The sequence below is a fragment of the Prauserella halophila genome (assembly GCF_024171895.1).
Lineage (GTDB): Bacteria > Actinomycetota > Actinomycetes > Mycobacteriales > Pseudonocardiaceae > Prauserella > Prauserella halophila.
This window is the reverse complement of record NZ_JAMTCQ010000009.1, coordinates 444,728-467,252: the sequence shown is the minus strand read 5'-3', so window position 1 is coordinate 467,252 and position 22,525 is coordinate 444,728. Positions and strand designations below refer to the sequence as shown.

The 22,525-nt window shown below is 67.5% G+C and carries 24 protein-coding genes; 12 read left to right on the top strand and 12 right to left on the bottom strand.

The window, feature by feature from the left end:
- Positions 1-12: 12 nt before the first annotated feature.
- Entirely contained in the window at positions 13-1,050 is a 1,038-nt protein-coding gene (locus LY41_RS08380; protein WP_253863301.1) for a fatty acid desaturase family protein, read from the bottom strand.
- Positions 1,047-1,226 (bottom strand): hypothetical protein, encoded by a 180-nt coding sequence (locus LY41_RS08375; RefSeq protein ID WP_253863300.1) that lies wholly within the window; start codon positions 1,224-1,226, stop codon positions 1,047-1,049. Before LY41_RS08375 ends, LY41_RS08380 begins: the two co-directional genes overlap by 4 nt.
- An 828-nt stretch (positions 1,227-2,054) precedes the next feature.
- On the opposite strand from LY41_RS08375, the gene LY41_RS08370 reads away from it, so the two are divergent.
- Positions 2,055-3,563 carry an SLC13 family permease gene (locus LY41_RS08370; protein WP_372493156.1) on the top strand — a complete coding sequence of 503 codons (1,509 nt, stop codon included), beginning with the start codon at positions 2,055-2,057 and terminating at the stop codon, positions 3,561-3,563.
- Between the two features lie 30 nt (positions 3,564-3,593).
- Here LY41_RS08370 and LY41_RS08365 read toward each other — a convergent pair whose 3' ends face one another.
- The gene (locus LY41_RS08365; protein WP_253863299.1) at positions 3,594-4,472 is read right to left on the bottom strand and encodes a LysR family transcriptional regulator; all 879 of its coding nucleotides are present in this window, start codon (positions 4,470-4,472) and stop codon (positions 3,594-3,596) included.
- Positions 4,473-4,563: 91 nt separating this feature from the next.
- Here LY41_RS08365 and LY41_RS08360 point away from each other — a divergent pair, with 91 nt between their 5' ends.
- On the top strand, positions 4,564-5,310 hold the full coding sequence (locus LY41_RS08360; protein ID WP_253863298.1) for an SDR family oxidoreductase: 747 nt from the start codon (positions 4,564-4,566) through the stop codon (positions 5,308-5,310).
- A 33-nt stretch (positions 5,311-5,343) separates the two neighbouring features.
- Here LY41_RS08360 and LY41_RS08355 read toward each other — a convergent pair whose 3' ends face one another.
- The 3 genes from LY41_RS08355 to LY41_RS08345 all read right to left on the bottom strand — a co-directional run bounded on the left by LY41_RS08355 (position 5,344) and on the right by LY41_RS08345 (position 7,178).
- On the bottom strand, positions 5,344-5,829 hold the full coding sequence (locus LY41_RS08355) for a COG4315 family predicted lipoprotein (protein WP_253863297.1): 486 nt from the start codon (positions 5,827-5,829) through the stop codon (positions 5,344-5,346).
- Positions 5,830-5,934: 105 nt separating this feature from the next.
- Complete coding sequence (locus LY41_RS08350; RefSeq protein ID WP_253863296.1) at positions 5,935-6,627, bottom strand: anti-sigma factor family protein; 693 nt, start codon at positions 6,625-6,627, stop codon at positions 5,935-5,937.
- The gene (locus LY41_RS08345; protein ID WP_253863295.1) at positions 6,624-7,178 is read right to left on the bottom strand and encodes a sigma-70 family RNA polymerase sigma factor; all 555 of its coding nucleotides are present in this window, start codon (positions 7,176-7,178) and stop codon (positions 6,624-6,626) included. The genes LY41_RS08350 and LY41_RS08345 overlap by 4 nt, the downstream gene beginning before the upstream one ends.
- Positions 7,179-7,255: 77 nt before the next feature.
- Here LY41_RS08345 and LY41_RS08340 point away from each other — a divergent pair, with 77 nt between their 5' ends.
- A complete protein-coding gene (locus LY41_RS08340; protein WP_253863294.1) occupies positions 7,256-7,744 on the top strand; it encodes a DUF2231 domain-containing protein in 489 nt (162 codons plus the stop codon).
- 24 nt (positions 7,745-7,768) lie between these two features.
- On the opposite strand, the gene LY41_RS08335 is transcribed toward LY41_RS08340, so the two are convergent.
- The 5 genes from LY41_RS08335 to LY41_RS08315 all read right to left on the bottom strand — a co-directional run bounded on the left by LY41_RS08335 (position 7,769) and on the right by LY41_RS08315 (position 12,199).
- Positions 7,769-8,422, bottom strand: coding sequence for a TetR/AcrR family transcriptional regulator (locus LY41_RS08335; protein WP_253863293.1), 654 nt, complete (start codon positions 8,420-8,422; stop codon positions 7,769-7,771).
- Between the two features lie 27 nt (positions 8,423-8,449).
- The gene (locus LY41_RS08330) at positions 8,450-9,577 is read right to left on the bottom strand and encodes a DUF7802 domain-containing protein (protein ID WP_253863292.1); all 1,128 of its coding nucleotides are present in this window, start codon (positions 9,575-9,577) and stop codon (positions 8,450-8,452) included.
- Positions 9,574-11,061: an FAD-dependent monooxygenase family protein gene (locus LY41_RS08325; protein WP_253864046.1), complete on the bottom strand. Its 1,488-nt coding sequence runs from the start codon at positions 11,059-11,061 to the stop codon at positions 9,574-9,576. Before LY41_RS08325 ends, LY41_RS08330 begins: the two co-directional genes overlap by 4 nt.
- Positions 11,062-11,124: 63 nt before the next feature.
- Positions 11,125-11,286, bottom strand: coding sequence for a hypothetical protein (locus LY41_RS08320; RefSeq protein ID WP_253863291.1), 162 nt, complete (start codon positions 11,284-11,286; stop codon positions 11,125-11,127).
- Positions 11,273-12,199, bottom strand: coding sequence for a LysR family transcriptional regulator (locus LY41_RS08315; protein ID WP_253863290.1), 927 nt, complete (start codon positions 12,197-12,199; stop codon positions 11,273-11,275). Before LY41_RS08315 ends, LY41_RS08320 begins: the two co-directional genes overlap by 14 nt.
- 103 nt (positions 12,200-12,302) lie before the next feature.
- Between LY41_RS08315 and LY41_RS08310 the strand changes: the two genes are divergently transcribed.
- On the top strand, positions 12,303-13,154 hold the full coding sequence (locus tag LY41_RS08310; RefSeq protein ID WP_253863289.1) for an aldo/keto reductase: 852 nt from the start codon (positions 12,303-12,305) through the stop codon (positions 13,152-13,154).
- 528 nt (positions 13,155-13,682) lie between these two features.
- Entirely contained in the window at positions 13,683-14,447 is a 765-nt protein-coding gene (locus LY41_RS08305) for a hypothetical protein (RefSeq protein ID WP_253863288.1), read from the top strand.
- A gap of 569 nt (positions 14,448-15,016) precedes the next feature.
- Here the strand turns inward: LY41_RS08305 and LY41_RS08295 are convergent.
- Positions 15,017-15,898, bottom strand: a complete 882-nt coding sequence (locus tag LY41_RS08295; protein ID WP_253863287.1) for a LysR family transcriptional regulator — start codon at positions 15,896-15,898, stop codon at positions 15,017-15,019.
- Between the two features lie 118 nt (positions 15,899-16,016).
- Here LY41_RS08295 and LY41_RS08290 point away from each other — a divergent pair, with 118 nt between their 5' ends.
- From LY41_RS08290 to LY41_RS08260, 7 genes are read left to right on the top strand one after another with little or no spacing between them, the layout of a single operon-like run.
- Positions 16,017-17,510, top strand: a complete 1,494-nt coding sequence (locus LY41_RS08290; protein WP_253863286.1) for a CoA-acylating methylmalonate-semialdehyde dehydrogenase — start codon at positions 16,017-16,019, stop codon at positions 17,508-17,510.
- Between the two features lie 17 nt (positions 17,511-17,527).
- Positions 17,528-18,691: an iron-containing alcohol dehydrogenase gene (locus LY41_RS08285; protein ID WP_253863285.1), complete on the top strand. Its 1,164-nt coding sequence runs from the start codon at positions 17,528-17,530 to the stop codon at positions 18,689-18,691.
- Between the two features lie 40 nt (positions 18,692-18,731).
- Positions 18,732-20,534 carry a nitrilase-related carbon-nitrogen hydrolase gene (locus LY41_RS08280; protein ID WP_253863284.1) on the top strand — a complete coding sequence of 601 codons (1,803 nt, stop codon included), beginning with the start codon at positions 18,732-18,734 and terminating at the stop codon, positions 20,532-20,534.
- 5 nt (positions 20,535-20,539) lie between these two features.
- Positions 20,540-21,214 carry a nitrile hydratase subunit alpha gene (nthA, locus tag LY41_RS08275; RefSeq protein WP_308292220.1) on the top strand — a complete coding sequence of 225 codons (675 nt, stop codon included), beginning with the start codon at positions 20,540-20,542 and terminating at the stop codon, positions 21,212-21,214.
- Positions 21,211-21,531: an SH3-like domain-containing protein gene (locus tag LY41_RS08270; RefSeq protein WP_253863283.1), complete on the top strand. Its 321-nt coding sequence runs from the start codon at positions 21,211-21,213 to the stop codon at positions 21,529-21,531. The genes nthA and LY41_RS08270 overlap by 4 nt, the downstream gene beginning before the upstream one ends.
- A complete protein-coding gene (locus tag LY41_RS08265; protein WP_253863282.1) occupies positions 21,531-21,890 on the top strand; it encodes an SH3-like domain-containing protein in 360 nt (119 codons plus the stop codon). The genes LY41_RS08270 and LY41_RS08265 overlap by 1 nt, the downstream gene beginning before the upstream one ends.
- A complete protein-coding gene (locus LY41_RS08260; RefSeq protein WP_253863281.1) occupies positions 21,887-22,396 on the top strand; it encodes a nitrile hydratase accessory protein in 510 nt (169 codons plus the stop codon). The genes LY41_RS08265 and LY41_RS08260 overlap by 4 nt, the downstream gene beginning before the upstream one ends.
- Positions 22,397-22,525 lie beyond the last annotated feature (129 nt).

Sequence of the window (22,525 nt, the reverse complement as noted above, 5' to 3'; positions counted from 1 at the left end):
CCGTCCCTGCCGTCATGCGGCCGAGCGGGCCCGGTCGGCCGCACGCAGCGGCGCACCCATCTCGTGCAGGTGCTCCAGCACGTGCCGGTACGACCGCAGCAGACCGGTCTGGCTGTAGGAAATGCCGTGTTCGTCGCAGAAGCGGCGGACGATCGGCTGCGCACGGCGCAGGTGCGGGCGCGGCATGTTGGGGAACAGGTGGTGTTCGATCTGGTAGTTCAGCCCGCCAAGCAGGAAGTCGGTGAACCAGCCGCCCCGCACGTTCCGTGACGTGAGCACCTGCTTGCGCAGGAAATCGACCGATTGGCCGGTCATCGTCGGCATTCCCTTGTGGTTCGGCGCGAACGAACAACCCATGTAGATGCCCCACAGCACCTGGTGCACCGCGATGAACAGCACCGCGAGCCCCGGCGACAGCACCAGGAACACCGCCGTCAGATAGCCGACGAGGTGTGCGGTGAGCAGGACACCCTCGGTCTTGCGCGCTTTCGTCTTGCCCTCCCAGACCGCCTTCACGCCGTTGACGTGCAGGTTCACCCCTTCCAGCGCGAGCAGGGGGAAGAACAGCACGGCCTGGTGTTTCGCCATCCAGCGCAGGAAACCCTGTTTGAGCCGGGCCTGCTTGCTGGTGAACGCCAGCGCCGGAATGTCGAGGTCGGGGTCGTATTCCTCGTGGTTCGGGTTCGCGTGGTGCCGGTTGTGCCCGCTGACCCACCAGCGGTAACTCATCCCGACGAGGCCCCCGTGCGCAGTGCCGATGACATCGTTGGGCTTGCGGGTGCGGAAGATCTGCTTGTGCCCCGCGTCGTGGCCGATGAACGCCAGCTGTGCGAACACGACGGCCAGCACGGCGGCGATCCCCAACTGCCACCAGCTGTCGCCGAGAAATGCGAATGCCACCCAGGCTCCGGCGAACACCAGCAGGTTGGCCGCGATCCTGAGCGCGTAGTACCCGTACCGGCGGCGCAGCAGGCCCGCGTCGCGTACCTCGTTGAGCAGAGCCGCGTACTCACCGCCGGTCTTCACGGGAGCGTCGGCGTAGTCGGTCATCGGAGAAGTTCGCCTCCGAACGCAGCGGGAGCGGACGAAAAGGAAACGACCCGCGCGCAGTCGGCCGCCGCGCGGGTGACCGGCGCGGCCGTGGGGATCTGCGTGGACACGTGGCTGAACACCACGGGCGCGACGTCGGTTCCGTAAACACGTGAGTGAACATGATCGATGGACATGGGGGATCTCCTTGGCGGCGACGGGGTCTTGGCCGCCGGTTCTGTGCGTGCACGCGAGCGCGTGCGGATGAGCGAACTCGACTCTTCGCTGCGTAGCTCTTCGCTGCGTAGCTCGTTGCTGCGTGGCGAGGTCCGTTCGAATACAGGTTCAGGGCAGGTCGCGATTCTCGGCGTCGTTCACACAATCGACGTTGATCACAGCCGACGGCTGTGCACGGAGGACCCGCCACCCCCGATCCTACACGCCCGGCCCGCATGCGGTACACGTTTCGCCCCCTGCGACGACGCACGCGGGTCCGCAGTCCGGGAGGCTGGCTCCGCACGGAAGCTGAGAACCGGCCGGCGTTGTCGCGGGCCCACTGCCCGAAGGATCTGGCCGGCGGTCCGGTGACGGCCTCCACCGTGTCGAGAACACCGGGCGACGCGACCCCGGATACGCCGGGAACCATCAGCCCGCGCATCACCTCGCCGGGCGACCGCTAGTCGAGCTGCCGGAGCTCCTCCGGAGCGGGACGTTCGAGGCGGACTCGCACGGCCGCAGGATCGTCCACATCAGACCGCTCGATCTCCTTGTCATTCCTGGACACCGAGCAGGGACAGGTCGTCGACCGAGCCGGGTGCGGAACTCGGCACCCGGACTCACCAGGACGTGATCGACCGTCTCGAGACGCTCCGCTCCTCGGACAAGACGTGCTCCCCGTGGCGAAACCCCGGCCCGGGCGCCTGCCGCGGGACGTGCCGCGGCATCTCGTGCAATGACGCGGGCCCGAACCGGTCACAGCGGGAGCCGATCAAGGTAAATTGCCCGACCGAAGCTGGAGGTGTTCCATGTCACAGATCGACAGTGAGTCGGGAACCGCGGCCGGCGAGACGGACGCCGGCACCAACATGCGGCGGTGGACCGGACTGGGCCTCGGTCCCGTGCTCGCGGCACTGCTGTACGTCGTGCTGCCGAGCACGTTGTCGGCGGACGGCAAGGCGGCTGCCGCGATCGCGGTCGTGATGGCCACCTGGTGGGTCACCGAGGCGATCCCGCTCGCGGCGACCGCACTGTTGCCCCTGGTGCTGTTCCCGCTGTTCGGTGTCTCGGCGATCGACGACGTGGCCCCGCCGTACGCCAACGACATCATCTTCCTGTTCATGGGCGGGTTCATCCTCGGACTGGCCATGCAACGCTGGAACCTGCACAAACGGTTCGCGTTGCGCACCGTGCTACTGGTGGGAACCAGCCCGGTGCGGCTGATCGGCGGGTTCATGATCGCCACGGCGTTCCTGAGTATGTGGGTCAGCAATACCGCCACCACGGTGATGATGTTGCCCGTCGGGGTGTCCGTGCTCGCGCTGGTGCTGCAGCTCGGCGACGGCAAGGGGGATCCGAACTTCGCCACCGCGCTGATGCTCGGCATCGCCTACGCGGCTTCCATCGGCTCGCTGGGCACGATCATCGGCACGCCGCCGAACGCCGTACTGCTCGGCTACCTCGACGAGCAGGGAATCTCGATCGGATTCGGCCAGTGGATGTTGTTCGGCCTGCCGATCGCGATCGTGTTCTTGTTCCTGGCCTGGCTGATTCTGGCCAAGGTGATCTACCGGCCCAAGCTCACCGAGCTGCCCGGTGGCCGGGAACTGATCCGCGAGCAGCTGGCCGAGCTCGGCCCGATGTCGCGCGGCGAGAAGAACGCACTGGGCGTGTTCATCGGGGCGGCCGCGGCCTGGATCATCCTGCCGCTGCTCTCGGACGAGGAGATCATGGGCGGTGCCGCGATCGGCTGGCTCGAGCAGGCCAAGCACAGCGTGATCGCGATGGCGGTGGCGGTACTGCTGTTCATCCTGCCCGTTCGGCGGGGCGTGCGGACCATGGACTGGGACACCGCCAAACAGCTGCCGTGGGGCATCCTGCTGCTGTTCGGTGGTGGTCTCGCACTGTCCAAACAGTTCGAGGAAACGGGATTCGCGTCCTGGCTCGGCGATCAGGTCGCGAGCCTCGACGTGCTGCCGACGATCTTGTTCATCGCCGCCGCGGTGGTGATCGTGATGATCATGACCGAGCTGACCAGCAATACCGCGATGGCCAGCATCTTCGTCCCGATCCTCGGCGCAGTGGCGGGCGGTCTCGGCATGGACGTCATGCTGCTGGTCGTGCCCGCGGCGCTGGCCGCGACGTGCGCGTTCATGCTGCCGGTCGCCACTCCGCCGAACGCCATCGTGTTCGGCTCCGGACACGTCACGATCGGGCAGATGATCAAGGGCGGTGTCTGGTTGAACCTGATCGGCATCGTGCTCGTGACACTGGCCGTCTACACACTGGGCGGCTGGATCCTGGGCATCTCGTTGTGAGCCGGCGCGGCGGCCGCGTGACCTCCGGCGTCAGTGAGCGGCGGCCGGTCCGCCCGCGAGTTCCAGGCCTGCCGCCGTCCTGACGAGCGCAGCGATCTCGCGGGAGCGACTGTTCGGCTGCCACGCGATCACCGTGGTCACCGACGGCGCGTCGAGCACCGGAACGGCGACGTGCTCGGGCCACTGCCAGGCCCGGCTCGACGCGGGAATGACCAGCAGGGTCTTCCCGAGGGCGACCAGCTGCGCGAGCTGTGCCTGCGTACGCACCTCCGGCCCCGGCCCGTCGGGATAGGTGCCGTCGAGCCGGGGCCAGCGGGCCATCGGCAGGTCGGGGACGTTCGCGGCCTCGGCCAGCGTGAGGTGGGTACGTGCGGCCAGCGGGTGACCGGCCGGAACGATGGCGACCTGTCCCTCGGTCAGCAGGTCCTCGGCGTCGAACCCGGCGAGGTCGTCGACGGGACGGTGCATCAACGCGACGTCGGCGGCTCCGGTACGGAGCAGCCCTGCCTGCTCGCCGACCTCGCACAGCAGCACCTCGACCGGCGCGGCGCCGGGTTCGCGCGCGTGCGCATCGACAAGGGCGCGCAGCAGTTCGTGAGACGCCCCGGCTTTGGTGGCGAGGACGAGCGGCCGCTGCGGGTGCCCGGCACGTTGGGTCCGCCGTACCGCCGCCGCCATTGCGTCGAGCGCGGGCACGGCTTCCCGCTGCAGGACACGACCCGCCTCGGTAAGGTCGACGCCGCGGCGGTTCCGCTCGAACAGCTGCACGCCGAGGCGCCGTTCCAGCTGCCGGATCGCTCGCGACAGCGGCGGCTGCGCGATGCCGAGACGTTCGGCCGCCCGCCCGAAGTGCCGTTCGTCGGCCACGGCCACGAAGTACCGCAGTTCGCGCACCTCCGGCTGGTCCATGCGGCCAGCGTACGCCCCGATACCCCACGGGTATCACAACCGATCGGGTCGGTCTTGGACGACAACCGAGGCCGCGCACGAGGATCGGGGCATGACCGAGACGAAGACCACCGGGACGAAGACCGCGCTGGTGACCGGCGCGAACAAGGGAATCGGATTCGCCATCGCCAGAGGACTCGGAGAAGCCGGCTTCCGGGTCGGGGTGGGCGCACGTGACGAAACGCGCCGCGAGGCCGCTGTCGGAGCCCTGCGCGGCGACGGCATCGAGGCGTTCGGAGTTCCGCTCGACGTCACCGCCGACGACAGCACCGCCGACGACAGCGCCGCCTCGGCGGCACGCCTCCTCGAGTCCGATCCCGGCAGGCTGGACGTACTGGTGAACAACGCCGGCATCGGGGGAAGCACCGACGGCGGAGCGCAGGATCCGACGACACTCGACCTCGACGTGCTCCGCACCGTGCTGGACACCAATGTGTTCGGCACCGTCCGCGTCACGAACGCGATGCTGCCGTTGCTACAGCGATCGTCGTCCCCGCGCATCGTGAACATGTCCAGCGACATGGGGTCGTTGACACTGCAGACCGGACCTCCGCTGGCGGCGTACGCACCGTCGAAGACGATGCTCAACAGCATCACCGCCCAGTACGCCCGCAGGCTGGCCGACACCGGCGTCATCGTCAACGCCGCCTGCCCCGGACTGGTGGCGACCGACTTCACCGGACACCAAGGTTGGCGAACGCCGGAACAAGGCGCGGCGATCGCCGTCAGACTCGCCACCCTGCCCGACGACGGCCCTCGCGGCGGCTTCTTCAACGAGGAGGGTTCGGTCCCCTGGTGAGCCCCGAAACCGGCGAACCGCCGGCCCTCCGGCTCAGCCTCGGACCGGCTCGCCCTCTGGTGTGAGGACCCACCAGGCGTCTCCGACGCCTTGCCCACTCAGGTCGCCGGGTTCCTGGTCGCCGGCGTAGTAGTACAGGGGCCATCCGTTGAGGGTGAGCTGGGGCCGGCCGTCAACGCCGGTGATCGTGTCGACGTCGCCGCTGATGCCGTCGGCATCAGGCGTCTCCTCGCCCGGGACCGCCGGCCAGTTCTGCGCACACTGCCCTTCGCACGTCGAGGTTCCGGAGCCCCGCTCGTCGCTGTCGAACTGATAGAGAACCATGCCGTCGTCGTCGACCACGATCGTGCCCAGTTCGGTATCGGCGGTTCGCAGCCCGGGGGCGTCGCCGGAGTCTCCGTCGCCGGTGGCCGGGGGTGCTCCGTAGCCCCCGTTACCGCCGTCACCGGCGCCGCATGCGCTCAGCGTGAGCAGGAGGAGTGGCGCCGCCACGGTCTTGAGGGTGTGTCTGGTCTTCATGGTTCACCTTCCTGTCCTCGCCGGTGCTGGGCCCACTGTTCGGGGCACTCGTGAAACACGAGACGGGAGCCGGTCCGGTTCATCCATCGGATGCGGACTCGGCCGCTATTGCCCGGGAATCGTCGCGGTGAGCACTTCCTCGCCGCCGGCAGTGACCACGGCGAGGGAGGCGACGCCGTCGAGGCTCACGGCCGTGGCAGCACCGAGAACGACGGTGTCACCGGGGACTGCCTGCCAGGTCGACGCTCGGGTGCTGGTGCCATCGACATCGGTCACGACGAGCGCGTACCAGGTCTGCTGCCGTTGGTAGTCGAGCTGGGCGGGGTACTCGCATTCGATGGACAGCCGGGTTCCCCAGGCTTCGGGAGCGAGCGTGACGTCGACGTCCATCGGCGAATAAGCCGAATCGACCGGCTCCAGGCCCACCGACACGACATCGTCGGCAGGCTGATGTACCAGGGCCGCGGGGATGGCGAGTACGAGCACGAGCACAGCGGCTGCGGCGGTTGCCCATACGAGCAGCCGGTGCCGGCGGCGGACACGGCGCCGGTCTTCCTTGCGCAGCATGGCATCCATCAGGTCGACCGGCTCCCGGTGCTGATCCGGCAGGTCGGCTTCGGATTCGGGCCGGATCTGTGCGAGCAGGCCGGGCATCGACGCGAGAGCGTTCACCGCGTCCCGGCACAGCGGACACTGCTGCATGTGCTCCTCATAGGCCCGCCGGTCCGCCGGGGTGAGCGCGCCGAGCACATAGGCGGCATCCCATTCGGCGAAACCCTCGTGGTCCGGCCGAGTCATCGGGCCACCCCTCTCTCCTGGAATGCCAGGCGCAAGGCGCACAGCCCGTAATGCAGCCGCGACTTCACCGTCCCCTCGGGGATTCCGAGTTCCTCGGACAGCTCGGCGGTGCTCAGCCCTCCGTAGTAGGCCCGCACGAGCACCTCTCGGTGGTGCGGGCCCAGCGAAGCGAGAGCATCGCTGACCAACATCGCGTCGAACAGCCGATCCACACGATCCTCGGCGACCTCGTCGGCCACTTCCGGGGTCGTGTGCTCGTGGCGCCGGCTGGCACTGCGCGCTTGGTCGATGACCAGGTTGCGTGCAACGGTGAACAACCATCCACGAGCCCGAACCGGGTCATCCTGTATCACCCTCGGCGTGCGCCAGGCTCGCAGCAGTGTCTCCTGCACGATGTCGTCGGCGTCGGCGGGTCTTTTCGTCAGCGAAACCACATACCGCCACAGCGCGGTGGCGTAGCGGTCGTGCAGGTCGCGCAGCACCTCGATGCGGCTCGTATCGGTTCCCGGCCGATCCGACCGCTGCTCCTCACCGGCGCTGCCCTCGCCCATATCAACAACACGGTACGGAGCATCCGACGGTTCACGCCGGAGTGAACGTTGCGGGTGCGCGCCTCGTGTCTCCCGGTATGGACGATACCGGGACATTCGTCGGACTACCCCTGCATCCGTTGCTCGTCCACGCTGTGGTCGTGCTGGTTCCGCTGGCCGTGCTCGCGCTGTTACTCGCGCAGTTCTGGCCCGCTGCTCGCCACCGACTCGGCCTGGTCACTCCTCTTGCAGCGTTGGCGGTCGCTGCCCTCGTGCCCATCACGATCGTCGCAGGAGAGTCACTCGCGAGTGCCGTCGGCCCCCTGCCCTCGGTGCTGGAACACGAACGTTACGGGCGGATGCTGCTCCCGTGGTCGATCGGCCTCTTCCTGGTCGCGACGGGACAGTGGGGTTGGTTCCGGTGGGCAGCGACAGCCCTTCGACGAGCGCAGCGGATGCGCACAGCGACGGCCGGATCGGCACTCCTCGGCATCGCGGTGATCGTCGTGGCCGTCGGGAACATGATCGTGCTGATACTCACGGGCCACTCCGGCAGCCGGTCGGTGTGGGACTCGGTCATCCCGTGACCCGACCGGCCGCCCTGTCCACGGTCAAGGCGCTGGTGGGAGCTGCGCGAGGTCGTCGGATTCGCCGTGGCGTGCCGAGTGCCCGCCGAGGGCCGGCCCGATCCAGCGGCGGACGAGGGACCGGATCCGGTCATCGGTGAGCGGCGGGCTCGAGGGGTACTGGAGGAACGAGACGAACAACCGCATCAAAATCTCGGCGAGCCCTTCGAGGTCCTCGTCCGTGGTGATCCCGACGGCCCGCCAGTCCACCGGCACGTTCCGCAGAATGCGTGCGCCGAGGGCGAAGGCCGCGGGAGAGGTGGAACCGGCGGTGAAGAAGTCGGGCTCGCCCGCTTGCAGCAGCAGACCCATGTAGGGCTCGTCGGGCACGGTGCGGACGGCGAACACCACCGATTCCACCGCGGCCTCGGCCGGGCTTTCGCACACGGCCAGGTGCTGCTGCATCCGCTCCGCGAACTCGTCGGCACCCGCCTGCCCGACGGCCCTGAGTATCTCCGAAAGGCTCGGGAAGTAACGATAGACGGTCTGACGCGTCACGCCGGCTTCGATGGCGACATCGGACAGGCTGATCTTGGAAACATCGGTGCGGCCGATGCAGGCGATCGCCGCCTCGATGAGACGACGGCGTGCCTGATCCTCGGCGCCAGGCGGGTTTCCCTGCCATCCGTGGTGTCCCATGGGTGTCATCTTCCCCGAAGGGGAAGGTCAGACACCGGCAGGATCCGTCCGGCGGGTTCGCTGCGTGCGGTGAAGCGCGACGAGGAGCAGACCGGCCCCGAAGAAGCAGGCGAGCGCGTAGATTCCGCTCCCCGTCGGGGTGCCGTCGCGGGTGACGCCGTCCTCGGCACCGAGGTACTGCGGCAGGGCGGCGGCCCAGAACACCGCCATCGCCCCGAGGTAGATCACCGGGTAGAAGCGGGCGAAGGCCGAAAGTGGTTCGTCGAGTCCGTGGTCGGCGGACCTCAGGTGCGAAACCACGACCCAGCCACCGGCGAGCCAGACGAGGGCGAGCTCGATGCCGAGGATCCACGCCTGGGCGGTGACATCGGGGTTCTCGCCGCCGAACAGGCTCGACGGAACGTTGGCGATCACCATCGCCAACGGAGTCAGCACGCCGGCCAGTACGACGCGCAGCAGGAGGTCCCGGCCCCGCCGCGGCCGACCGTCCGCAGCAGGCCGCGCCGTCAGGCGCACGACCAGGTAGGTCAGGGCCGCCATCGAGACCGACGCGAACAGCAGCATGCTGGTCAACGGCACCGACGCCATCGCCGGATGGTTGACGAGGTGGTTGTCGTCGTTCCAGGTCCACCACTTCAGCTGCGGGCCGACGTGGTCGAAGATCTCGTAGAAGACCTGACAGGCGAGCGCCACGGCCACCGCGCCCGCCAGTGCACCGCGCCGGCGGAAGATCCCGAGCGAGCGCACCAGTTCGTAGGCCAGCTGGCTGATCATCGGATAGAACGCCACGATGTAGAGCGGCAGTCGATCCGCCATGAACCCCGCGGTGAACTGGTTGTGGGCGAAGATGAACCCGTACAGCTCGTCGAGACCGAACCATTCCGGGAAGTACAGGGGCGGTTCGATCACGAAGAGGTAGACCAGCGAAGCGCACCACAACGCCAGATTCACCGGATCGCCGTTGCGGTAACGGCGAATCGCGTGCACCAGCGCGAACACGGCACCGCCGATGACGAGCACCTCGAGCAGCGGCATCGTCCAGTTCGCGAGATCCCAGGGAAACCGCAGCGAGGCCACCGCGGACACGTCGGTGCAGTCGAAACCGAGGACGCGGGTGGCCTCCTCGGCCTGCGGTCCGCACCCGGGCTCGGTCATACCTCCGCCCCGGTCCGCGGTGCGGTGGTCGCGGTGCCGGCCGGCGAGTAGTCGGTGGCCGGCGGTTCCTCCTGGGGATCGAATCCGTAGGGAACCCGTTCGCGGCCCAGAGCCGCCCGAATGCGATAGCGTACGAGACCGGCGAGCACCCGCGGGTTCGTCATCATCCGGCCCAGCGACTCGTCGAGGTTGAACACCTTGGAGAAGTGCTCGTCGACGACGACGTCTTCGCGGGCGGCTCCGACGATGAGACTGAATGCGGGTCCGGAGACGGCCGCGAGAATCCGGCGTTTCCACTCGGGCAGCTGCTCGGTACCGACAGCACATTCGTAGCCCTGGTCCCGTGCCATGGCGAGACGCCACGGCACGCCCAGCAGTTTGCGCTGTTCGGCCAGGAATTCCACGCAGAACTTCCGGCCGAGACTCCCGGCGCGGGAGAGGTGTTCTCGCAGCAGGAGCGCCGAACTCGCCGCGGAACTGATGCCCTGCGCGTAGAACGGGTTGAACGCGCAGATCGAATCACCGACGAACACCAGCCCCTTCGGAGGCGTCGACCAACGGTCGTACCGGCGCCACTTGTTGCCGGTCGACCGGGTCAGATGCACCTGCGAGGTCGGAGCGCACCGGTCCATGGCGGAGGCGAACAGCGGTGTCCGAACCCGGTGGGCGGCCTCGAGGAACGCCTCGGTACTGCGGGGCATCGGATGCCCCCAGGAGCCCATGCACGCGATGACGCGGTTGTCCTCGACGGGGAAGAAGTTCACCAGGAAGTCGTGTTCGGCGGGATGCTGCCCCTTGTCGGGGGTCGGCATGATCACGAGGTGTTGCCACCACCAGGAGGAGGGGCGCTGCTCGGCCGAGGGCAAGTCGTACCAGCGTGAGGTGTAGGTGACCTTGGCATCGAGCGTCTGCACCGGCGGCTCCGGCCATCCCGCGGCCACCAGCCAGTCACCGACCGAGGAACCACGCCCCATCGCGTCCACGACGAAGTCCGCGTCGATGTGCTCCTCGCCTGCGGACGTGGAGAGCTGCACACCGGTGATCGCTCCGTCGTGCACCGAGAGGCCGTGCACGGCGACGCCTTCCCGAAGTTCCACATTGGACACGTCACGGATCTTGTCGCGCAGCACCCGTTCGATGAGGATGCGCGAACTGTAGATCATCGTCATCGCACTGCGCTTGCGCGCCGACCACCCCTCGCCGTCGAGGTAGGCCGCATCCATGGAGGGCATCAGATGAAGCCCACCTGCGGCGATGAGTTCGTCCTCGAAGCCGGGGAACAGCTCCCCGATCGCGCGCCTGCCCGAGTTCAGCAGGAAGTGCGGGTGTTTGCTTTGCGGCACGCCCCGCCGATGCCGAGCGTCGGCGGGCAGTTCGTCGCGTTCCAGCACCACTACGCGATCGAAGTACGGAGCGAGCGCTCCCGCGCTGCACAGGCCGCCGACACTACCCCCGAGGACCACCGCCACACTGCCGAGCACCATCGGACCGACCTCCGCGTTGATCATACAGATTTCCCGAAACTGTATGATTGAAGGCGGGTCGCGTCAATGCAGACCCCGGTTGCAGAGCACCCGCGAGGTGGCGATCGGATCGCCGGAATCCGCCTCCGTGTAGAGCGTGAAATCCTCGCTCCAGTTGCGCGATCCTGGCTGGCGGACGAGGTCGTGGATGTTGTAGGCCACCTTGGCCCTACTACCCGGGATCATCGACACGGGTGGTGTCGCACTGCCGGGCACTGTCCTGCAGGGCGCCGAGCGCTGCCTGGAATGCGGGGCGGTTCGTGGTGCTGTTGCGCCACAACGCGAACACTCGCCGTCGAGGCTCCGGTCGCAACGGCACGAACCGGACGCCGGCCGGTGTGGGGCCGCGGCCGAGCCGGGGGATGATCGCGACCGTGAATCCGGCCGCGACCACCGCGAGCTGAGTGGAGTGTTCCGAAGCGGTGTGCTCGACCCGGGGCTCGATTCCGTTGCGGCGCAGGGTATTGCCCAGCCAGCCGTGGCAGATCTCGTCGTCGGGCCAGCTCACCCAGTCCTCGTCGCGCAGCTCGACCAGCGTGACGGCGTCCCGGCCTGCGAAGCGATGTCGCGCAGGCAGAGCCACGTCGAGCACGTCTTCCAGCAGCGGGGCACACGCGATTCCCTCGGGCACCGTGATCGGTTCCTCCGGCCAGTCCTGCACGACCGCGATGTCGACGGCGCCGTGGCGCAGCTGTGCGATCGACTCGGTGGGCTCGAGCTCCGTCAGCCTGGTCGACAGACCCGGGTGCCGCTCCCGCAGCGTGTGCAGCACCGGCGGCAGCAGGCCGCGAGCAGCCGTGGCGAAGGCGGCCACGGAGAGCGATCCGGCCACCGCACCGCGGTGATCGGCGAGGTCGGTCTCGATGAGCTCGACCTGCTGCAGCAGCCTGCCCGCATGCTCGGCGAGCAGATCGCCGACGCCGGTGAGCCGGATGCCACGCCCCTGCCGCTCGAGCAGCTGCTGGCCGACCTCACGCTCGAGCCGGGACAGCTGCTGCGACACCGCCGAGGTCGTCACGTGCAGTGCCTCGGCGGCGCCGCGCACCGACCCCGTCGTGGAGATCGCGTGGAGAGTCCGCAGGCGTTCCAGATTCAACACATTAGTGATGCTACGTGATCATCCGAAGAATGTTTCGATTGTCTTAGCTGATCCGCGACGGCAGTGTTGGCACCACATCAACCGGCACTCACGAGGAGACGCTATGCCTGCCGATCACCACCACCTCGTCCTCGGCGGCGACCTTCCGGTCCACCGGCTGGGTTTCGGCGCCATGCGGCTGCCCTCCGGCGACCCCGCCGCGGCGCACGCGCTGGCCCGCCGCGCGGTCGATCTCGGCATCACCTTCATCGACACCGCCGACGCCTACGCGCTCGGCCGCAACGAGGAGCTGCTGGCCGAAGCCCTGCACCCGTACCCCGACGACGTCGTGATCGCCACGAAGGCCGGCCAGTGCCACCCCGGCGACGAGTGGATCCCGCTCGGGCGTCCGGAGTACCTGCGCCAACAGGCCGAACTGAGCCTGCGACGGCTACGGCTGGAGCGCATCGACCTGTTCCAGCTGCACCGGATCGACCCCACGGTCGCGCTGGCCGACCAGATCGGCGCGCTGCGGCAGCTGCAGGACGAGGGAAAGGTCCGCCACATCGGACTGTCCGAAGTCACCGTCGAGCAGATCGTCGAGGCAGGCCGCATCACGCCGATCGCGAGTGTGCAGAACCGGTACAACCTTCTCGACCGGCGCTCGGAGCGCGTGCTGGCGCACTGTGAGCGCCACGGCATCGCGTTCCTGCCCTGGCTGCCGATCGCACCGAGCGTGCGCTCCGACTCGCCGGTCACCGAGGTGGCCGGCCGACTCGGCTCCACTCCGGCTCAGGTCTCGCTGGCGTGGCTGCTGCGCCGGTCCGAGGTCATGGTCCCCATCCCGGGGACCTCCTCCCGGCACCACCTCGAAGAGAACGTCGCTTCGGTGGACCTCGACCTGCCCGACGACGACTTCGACCGCCTCGATCGGCTCGGCCGACCGGCCCCGGAGCACGAGCCGTCGCGCACGTGAGGATCCGGAGGTCGCGCAACCACAGGTCGCCGAAGTCATTGGTTCCACGCATCCTTCCGCAATAATCTAGCAAGCGCTTGGTAGACTTCGTGTGCCGGCGATCCGGGTCAACCGAGCCGGATCGCCCCGGCGACCTTTCGGAGTCGTGCGTGTGCTGACCGAACTCGGGGCCGTCGCGGCGGCGTCGCACAGTGCGTCGGCCAGATAGGCCTCGTCGAGTTCGGTGTCAGTGACGGGACAGGCGAGCCGGGCGTAGTAGTGCTGGCGGCGGAGCTGCAAAACCCGGCACGAGACCGCCACCGGCACCCGGATCCGGGCGTCGGAAGCGGCCGGCTCCTCCCGTGAGCGGGTAGAACCTTTTCCCGGCAGGTTGCCCTGCGACAGCTACGCCGCCGCCCGCCGTCGGCCTCCTCGGGGATGGATACGGCAGGTCACGAGTCCGCCCACCGGAACGACGGCAGAATTCCAGATGTACACAGACCCAAACAAGCGCTAGGCTAAGACTCACTTCGTTTAAGGAGGTAGACGGTGCCCTACCCGTTGGCGTACTTCTCATTGGTCGACCTTGCCGATCCTTCGCAACACCGTGCCTACAACGAGTGGCACCAGCTCGACCACCGGCCGGAGAATCTGGCCCTACCCGGCGTGGCCTGGGGCGATCGTTGGGCGCGACCCGAAGAGTTCCGCCAACACGGGTCCGCTGTCGCGGAGTATGCGGAGGTCGACTATGTCGCCACCTACTTGTTCCGTGACCCGGTCGAGCAGGCCCTGGCAACATGGAGCCGCCTTGGCGAAGACTCCTTTCAATGGGGCCGCGGTCCCCTCATTCCGGGCGTCCAGCGCAGAATGACCTCCTTCTTCGTACCGACCAAGGGGTACGCCGCCCCCTCGGCGCTGGTCAGCGCAGACGTGCTCCCCTTCCGCCCCAATCGGGGAGTGCACTTCACCCTCTCCCGCTACGCCGCGCCACACGGCCAGAACACTCATGAGCTCTTTGCCTGGCAGGACCGCGTCCTCATGCCGGCGCTCCTGGACCTCGACGGCGTCGCCGGAGCATGGACCTTCTCCTTCGACCACCACCAGCAACACCGGACACTGCCAATCACATCCAACGCGACCGATAGCCCGGGGAGCCTTCGCGTCCGTCTCGTGTACCTCGACGGTGACCCGCTGGAGACGACCAGCGCCATCCTTCGCGCAGAGCGCGACGCAGCGACGCAAGGGTTGGACGACGCCGAAGAGGTCCTTCTTTCGACACCGCTGCGCACCATCGTGCCCTGGCAGGACTGGTGAGCCCAGCATCGATGGCGCGGAGCCGAAAGCGCGTCTGTGCAACAAGCACCGTAGCCTCACGCCGCACCGGACCCGGGTGCCGTTGGCGTCGGAGCGCCACTTGCCGCGAGCGTTGACCGCATCGCACGGCTACGGTCCGCCGAGGGACGTGGGAGGCGACCCAAAGATGATGCGCTGCCGAGATCCTTGGGCGATCACTGTGCCCCGCCCAGCAAATGCATAGCCGATGCGGCTGGCGCGCAGATTCTCGCGGATCACGCGAGACGAGTACGCCTTATCGGCCCGGATGGCGTCAGGTCGGGTGCGGGGTTGCCCGATCGACCCGGGCACGCGCAGCCGTCCGAGCAACGGCAGCAGGGACGGTGCATCACCCGCTTGCCGGGGCGAGGGCGATCACCAGCGGCAGGCCATGGCCGCCGACGAGCTGGTGAATCCTCGTCGACGGACCGCCCGTGAGCGGCCCAGCGCGTGATCAGCCGGCTCGGCAAGCGGGCCCGTGTCATTCGACCCAGCCCCGGTGACGCGGGTGACGTTCGTGGCGCCTTCATGACCCACGCCCCAGTTCTAGGTCATTCGAAGACGGAGCTGTCGGCGACCAGTGACGTCAGCAGGCTGTCGACGGCCTGGACGCGGCGAAGATGGCTGAGCTCCTTCATAACAACCACCCAATAGGTTCGACGTCCGACGATCTCTTCGGGGAGCACCTCGCAGAGCTTCGGTTCTGTGGCGCCGATGTAGGTCGGCAGGAGACTGAGGCCCAGACCGGCCTTGGTCGCTGTCAGGTGCCCGGAGATGTTGTTGGTCTGGATGGTGGCCTTGCAGTCCGGAAGGATCGCGCTCAACGACTTGAGCGGCTGGACATCCAGAATCGAGTCGATATACCAGATTATGGTGTGGCGCACCAAGTCCCTCGTGCTCGTGATCGGCTCGTGGCGGGCGAGGTAGTCCTCCGACGCGTAGAGCTTCAGCGAGTAATCGGTCAGCCGACGGATCATGACCGCCCTCGAGGTGGGTCGCTCGAGGGTGACGGCCAGGTCGAAGTCGCGTGCACCCAGGGACAGGTTGCTGGTCGCGGTAGTCACTTCGACGGCGAGATCGGGATGGTCCTCCCGTAGCCTGCCCAAGCCCGGGGTCAGGACGTACGCTCCGAACCCGTCGGGCGCGGCGAGGCGGACCGTGCCCGACAGGGTCTGGGCTTTGCCGGTATCGCCGAACGCCGCTGTCATGGCGGAGTCGATAGTCTCCGCATAGGGCAGGAGCTGACGCCCGCGCTCGGTCAGCCGCCAGCCGCTGGAGAGCCTGTCGAACAGGCGCTCCCCGACTTGGCGTTCGAGATTCGCGATCCGCCGGGCGACGGTGGTGTGCTCGACTCCGAGCCGCCGGCCGGCCTCCACAAGGCGGCCAGTTCGGGCCAGCTCCAGCAAGAACTTCAGGTCGTCGGCGTTGCGCATGCTTCCTATTGTGCATGCACGCACATTCCAGTGCTGAACTAGGCTATTGACCGAACTCAAATGTTCAACGAGTGTCGTGGCTCAACATCACGAATTCAGCGAAAGGCGCAGACACAAGATGAACAACACCGTGGGGCACTGGTCCGAGGGCAAGCCGTTCCAGGGGACGGCCGGCTCTCACGCCCCGATCACCAACCCCGCAAGCGGCGCCGTCGTCGGCCAGGTGGCGTTGGCCTCGGAGCGGGATGCCCAGACGGTCATCGAGGCGGCTGTCGCTGCATTCCCGGCCTGGCGGGACACCTCCCTCACGCGTCGAGTGGCCGTGCTGTTCCGCTTCCGCGAGCTGCTCAACGAGCGCAAGGGCGAGCTCGCGGAGATCATCACTCGAGAGCACGGCAAGGTGTTGTCCGACGCATTGGGTGAGATCTCCCGGGGTCAGGAGGTCGTCGAGTTCGCCTGCGGCATTCCCCATCTGCTGAAGGGGTCCTACACGGAGAGCGCCTCGACGAGCGTCGATGTGTTCTCCGTGCGTCAGCCGGTCGGCGTGGTGGGCATGATCTCGCCGTTCAATTTCCCCGCCATGGTGCCGATGTGGTTCTTCCCGATCGCCATCGCCGCCGGGAACACGGTCGTGCTCAAGCCCTCGGAGAAGGACCCGAGCGCGTCCTTGTGGCTGGCCGAGCTCTGGGCCGAGGCAGGCCTGCCCGACGGCGTCTTCAACGTCCTGCAGGGCGACAAGGTCGCGACGGACGCGATCCTCGACAGCCCGGATGTCAAGGCCGTCAGCTTCGTCGGGTCCACTCCGATCGCCCAGTACGTCTACTCGCGGGCGGCCGAGAGCGGGAAACGGGTCCAGGCCCTCGGAGGGGCCAAGAACCACGCCGTCGTCCTCCCCGACGCAGATCTCGACCTGGCGGCGGACGGCCTGGTCAACGCAGGCTTCGGCTCCGCTGGTGAGCGCTGCATGGCGATCTCGGTCGCAGTCGCGGTTGGCGGCATCGCCGACGATCTCGTGGACCGCATCCGGCAGCGGGCCGAGAGCCTGAAGGTGGGGGACGGGACCCGGAGTGCCGACATGGGCCCGCTGGTGACGCGCGAGCACCGCGACCGCGTCGCGTCGTACGTCAACCAGGGCGAAGCGGCCGGCGCGAAGGTCGTCGTCGACGGCCGTGCCGTCGATCCCGATGGCGGGCCGGACGGATTCTGGCTCGGGCCCACGCTGCTCGACCACGTCAGTCGTGACATGTCGGTCTACACCGACGAGATCTTCGGACCGGTCCTCTCGGTGGTACGCGTCGAGACCTATGCCCAAGCCATTGATCTCATCAACTCGAATCAGTACGGAAACGGAACCGCCATCTTCACCAGCGATGGTGGGGCCGCGCGGCACTTCCAGAACGAGATCGAGGTCGGCATGATCGGCATAAACATCCCCATCCCGATCCCGCTGGCTTACTACAGCTTCGGCGGCTGGAAGAACAGCCTGTTTGGCGACACTCACGCCCACGGCATGGAGGGCGTCAACTTCTTCACGCGTGCCAAGACGATCACCTCCCGCTGGTCCGATCCGAGCCACCGGGGTATCGACCTCGGCTTTCCCAGCAACGCTTGAGCAGCAGGGAGACGACATTGACGACCACGCTCGCCTTTCCCAGACTCACGCGTCTCGGCGCAGGCGCCGTCGACGAACTGCCCGCCGTCTTGCGGGACCTTGGTCTCCAGCGCCCTGTCCTGGTCACCGACAAGTTCCTCGCCAGTACCGGAGACGCGGACCGCCTTTGCTCCCTGCTCGCCAAGGACGGCATCGAGGCCCTTCTCTTCGCCGATACGGTCCCTGACCCCACCACCGACTCGCTGACAGCCGGGCTTAGGGCTGCTGCCAGCCACCAAGCCGACTGCGTCGTCGGGTTCGGAGGCGGCAGCCCGATAGACACCGCCAAGGCGCTGGCCGTCCTAGCGGTCAACGGGGGAGTCATGAGTGACTACAAGGCGCCTCATGTCTATGCCGGGCCAGCGCTTCCGATCATCGCGATCCCGACGACAGCGGGGAGCGGATCGGAGGCCACCCAGTTCACGGTGATCAGCGACAGCCTGACGGACGAGAAGATGCTGTGTCCCGGATCTTCCTTCCTTCCGGTCGCCGCGATCGTGGACCACGAGCTGACAACGAGCATGCCGGCGCGGCTCACCGCCGACACGGGGATCGACGCATTGACGCACGCCATCGAGGCCTACGTCAGCCGCAAGTCCAACCATGTCTCCGACGCACTGGCGCTCTCCGCGATCAGGACCATCGCGGGCAACATCGAGGACGCCTATCGGGATGGCGAGAACGCTCCCGCTCGGGAAGCCATGATGGTGGCTTCGACGGAGGCGGGCATGGCCTTCTCCAACGCCAGCGTCGCACTCGTCCACGGCATGAGCCGCCCGATCGGAGCTCACTTCCACGTGGCCCACGGCCTGTCGAACGCGATGCTTTTGCCGGCTGTCACGCGTTACTCGGTGCCCGGCGCCGTCGAGCGGTACGCCAACTGCTCACGGGCCTTCGGAAGCGGTTCCGAATCCGACTCGGACTCGGTCGCAGCGGACAAGCTGATCGCCGAGCTGGAGCGCCTGTGTGCCGAGCTGGGTGTCCCCACCCCCGGGAGCTACGGCATCGAGAAGGACCGCTGGTCCGAGCTCGTCCCCACGATGGCGGTCCAGGCGATTGCGTCGGGCTCGCCCGCCAACAACCCGGTCGTGCCCGACGCGGGCGAGATCGAAGCGTTGTACCACGAGATCTTCGAGCGCTGATCCGCGCAACGGAATAGGACCAAACCGACGAGGAGATCCCATGAGTGGCGAGTTCACGGCCGCGGCGGTTCAGTTCGAGCCGACGCTGTTCAACAAGGAGCACAACATCCGAGAGCTCCTTCGGCTGGTACAGGAGGCTGCCGACGGCGGGGCCCGGCTCATCACCATCCCCGAGATGGCGACGACCGGCTACTGCTTCTTCGACGAGCACGAGGCCGAGGCCATGGCTGAGCCGGTTCCCGGGCCGACCATCGATCGGTTCGCGGCCGTGGCCGCGGAGCGCAGCGTCCACATCGTGGTGGGCATGCCCGAGCGCGAGATCGAGACCGGGCTGCTGTACAACGCCGCCGTCCTGGTCGGCCCCAAGGGAGTGATCGGTACCCACCGCAAGTCGCACCCGTACATCGCCGAGCCGAAATGGGCCGCGCCTGGCAACCGGGGCCATCGGGTGTTCGACACCGAGCTCGGCCGGATCGCTCTCCTGATCTGCATGGACATCCACTTCGTGGAAACGGCGCGCCTGGTCGCCCTCGAAGGTGCCGACGTGATCTGTCACATCAGCAACTGGCTCGCCGAGCGGACTCCGGCGCCCTACTGGATCAGCCGGGCATACGAGAACTCCTGCTACCTCGTCGAAAGCAACAGGTGGGGTCTGGAGCGAGGGGTGCAGTTCAGCGGGGGGTCTTGCATCATCGCGCCGGACTCGACGGTCGTCGCCAGCCGGGACAGCGGGGATGGCGTGGTCCACGGGCGCATCGATCCGGAATTCTCGCGCGAGCTGAAGCAGCGCCAGGGCTCCGCCCTCTCGACCCGACGTCCCGAGCTCTATCGTGAGCTCCAGAAGAACACCTTCCTGTGGAACCCGCTCGAGTTCTTCTCGCTCTACGGCCGGAGCCCTCTGCCACCGGGCCGACCGAGCGTCGTCACGGTGGTTCAGGAGACCTTCGATTCCTCGCCCTCCCGGAACACGGACAAGCTGCTGGACCACCTCGAGCAGGCCAGTAGCGGTGCCGCCGCCGAGCTGGTCGTCTTCCCGGAGCTGTCGATCTCGGGAGCTGCTGCAGGACAGGGCGACCTGCAGGTCCTGGCCGAGGAGAGCGGGCGCGAGCTCCATCGTGTCGCCGCGAGCTGTGCGCGTCTGAACGTCTGGGCGCTGCTCGGCCTCTACGAGTCGGCCGGACCGAGCGCTGCGGTGCACAACAGCCTGGTGCTGGTCGGCCCCGGCGGTGTCGCGGCCAGGCACCACAAGGTCCATGTGCCGGCGGAGGAGACCGGAGTGACCGCCGGATCGACCTTCACGGTGGCCGACATCCCCGTGGGCCGAATCGGGATCGCCCACGGTGAGGACATCGGGCAGCCGGAGACCGGGCGGATACTCGCGCTGCGTGGCTGCGACCTCGTCGCCGTCGGCGGCACCGTCACGACGCCACTCACCCAGGGACACCCTGGAAGCGTCATCGACCACGGCTACCCGATCCCGCACGGCGAGGATCCCGTCCACTGGCACCACATGCGAGTGCGGGCGGGGGAGAACAACGTCTACCTGGCCTTCGCCAACACCCCCGCGGGCGGTGCGAGCGGCATATTCGGGCCCGATACGTTCTCGTTCCCCCGAACCGAGCGGATCGCGACCGAGGGCAGTTCCACGGCCACCATGACCGTGGACACCACGGACGGTGGCGGCCGATATCCGAACAACGTTGTGCGACGCAAGGACCTGGTGTCCATGCGACTGCCACACCACTACGGGCCGCTGTCGGCAGCGGACCGAGAGAAAGAGCCGGAGCCTGCCTCCGAAGAATCGTCGATCGAACTCGACAGCGTGTCCGTCGAGTTCGCCTGACGTTGGTGACCTCCGCTCCCATCCGTACGCCGCAAGAGAGAGTCGAGACTCAGATGGAACAGATCACTAGCAGCGACGGTTACACCCAGCCGCCGCCATACGCCGCCCTCCGGGTGAAAGCGATCCAGTCCTTGCTGGTCGACAAGGGTCTGGTGGTCGAAGACGCCCTGAACGAGGTGGTGGACCTCTACGAGAACCGGATCGGGCCCAAGGACGGTGCCGCTGTCATTGCCCGAGCGTGGGCCGAGCCGGAGTTCAGGCAGCAGCTTCTCGACGACGGAACCGGAACGCTTGCAGAGCTCGGGATGACCGGATTCGAAGGTGCGCACGTCGTGTTCGTGGAGAACACCGACACGGTGCACAACGTCGTGGTGTGCACCCTCTGCTCGTGCTACCCGTGGGCAGTGCTGGGCCTTCCGCCGGCCTGGTACAAGGCCCCGCAGTACCGCTCCCGAGCGGTCATGGAGCCGCGGGACGTTCTCCAGGAGTTCGGCACCTTCGTGCCAGACGACAAGGAGGTGCGGGTGTGGGACAGCACCGCGGAGATCCGCTACATCGTCATCCCAGAGCGACCCGCGGGCACCGAGGACCTGACGGTGGAGCAGCTCGCAGAGCTGGTCAACCGCGACTCAATGATCGGCACGCGGCTCGCGACGCCGCGGCAGGAGGCGATCGCATGAACGGCGTCCACGATGTCGGCGGCAAGCACGGGTTCGGCACCGTCACCACAGAGGAACAGGAGCCGGTCTTCCACGGCCAGTGGGAGCGGGACGTCTTCAGCGTGATCGGTCTCTACTTCGCCGCGGGTCTCTGTCCGCTCGACGAGTTCCGACACTCCATCGAGGTCATGGATCCCGCCGAGTACCTGAGCACCCCTTACTACGTCCACTGGCTGCGCGCCGCGGAGAACCTCGGTTTCTGGAACGATCTCTTCACCCCCGAGGAGCTCGAGGCCCGCATCACCGAGTTGGAGAGCAACGAGAAGGAGGGCCTGTGATGCGACTGCTTCAGGCGAACGAGGTCCACGACGCCATCAGAACCCCGACCAATTTCACTCGCCCCGATGCGCCGCCGACACGCTTCTCCGTGGGTGATCGCGTCACCGTGCGCAACCTCAATCCGACCGGTCACACCCGGCTCCCCCAGTACGCCAAGGGGCGCACGGGCGTGATCTCCATCCATCACGGGTTCTTCGTCTTCCCCGACACGATGGCCCATGGCGAAGGCGATCAGCCCCAGCATCTCTACAACGTCCGCTTCACTGTCGGAGAGCTCTTCGGTAAGCACGGGGGCAACCCCGATGACCATGTGTACATCGACATGTGGGAGTCCTACCTCGACGAGGCGAGTTCATGACTGCCCATTTCTTGGCCGACGAGGAGGAGCCGGAGAACAGCTTCGACAAGCCGTGGCAGGTCGAGGCCTTCGCAACCGTCGTGGCGCTCACCCGTCGTGGAGTCTTCGGATGGCCGGAGTGGGCACAGACCCTCGCCGCGGTGGCGCGAGAGGAGCCGGCCTCCGCCGACGAGTCCGTCACCACCGCCTACTACCGACAGTGGATCACAGCCCTCGAACGGCTTCTGGACAAGCACGTGGGCCTGAACACTCCCGATTTCGACGAGCGGGTGCGGTTGTGGCGAGAAGCCTACCTGGGCACCCCCCACGGCCACCCTGTCGAGCTGGACAACTACGTCCACTGCCCAACGGCGCTGGCCGAAGCCGACCAGAACCACGACCACGACCAGAACCACGACCACGACCACGACCACGACCACGACCACTTCATGATCGGCGCGAGCGAACTCCGTGAACGCGTCAAGCCGGTCGCAATCGATCCTGCCCGCGCGGCGAAGCACCTGTAACCACAGAAGAAGCCACCATGTCCCTATCCATCCCTACCCCGGAGTTCGTGGAGTCCGCCAACGCCAGCAGAGAACTCGGCTGTCCCGCTCCAGTCCCGCAACCCGGAGTGCGACACCGCGCGCCCGGCT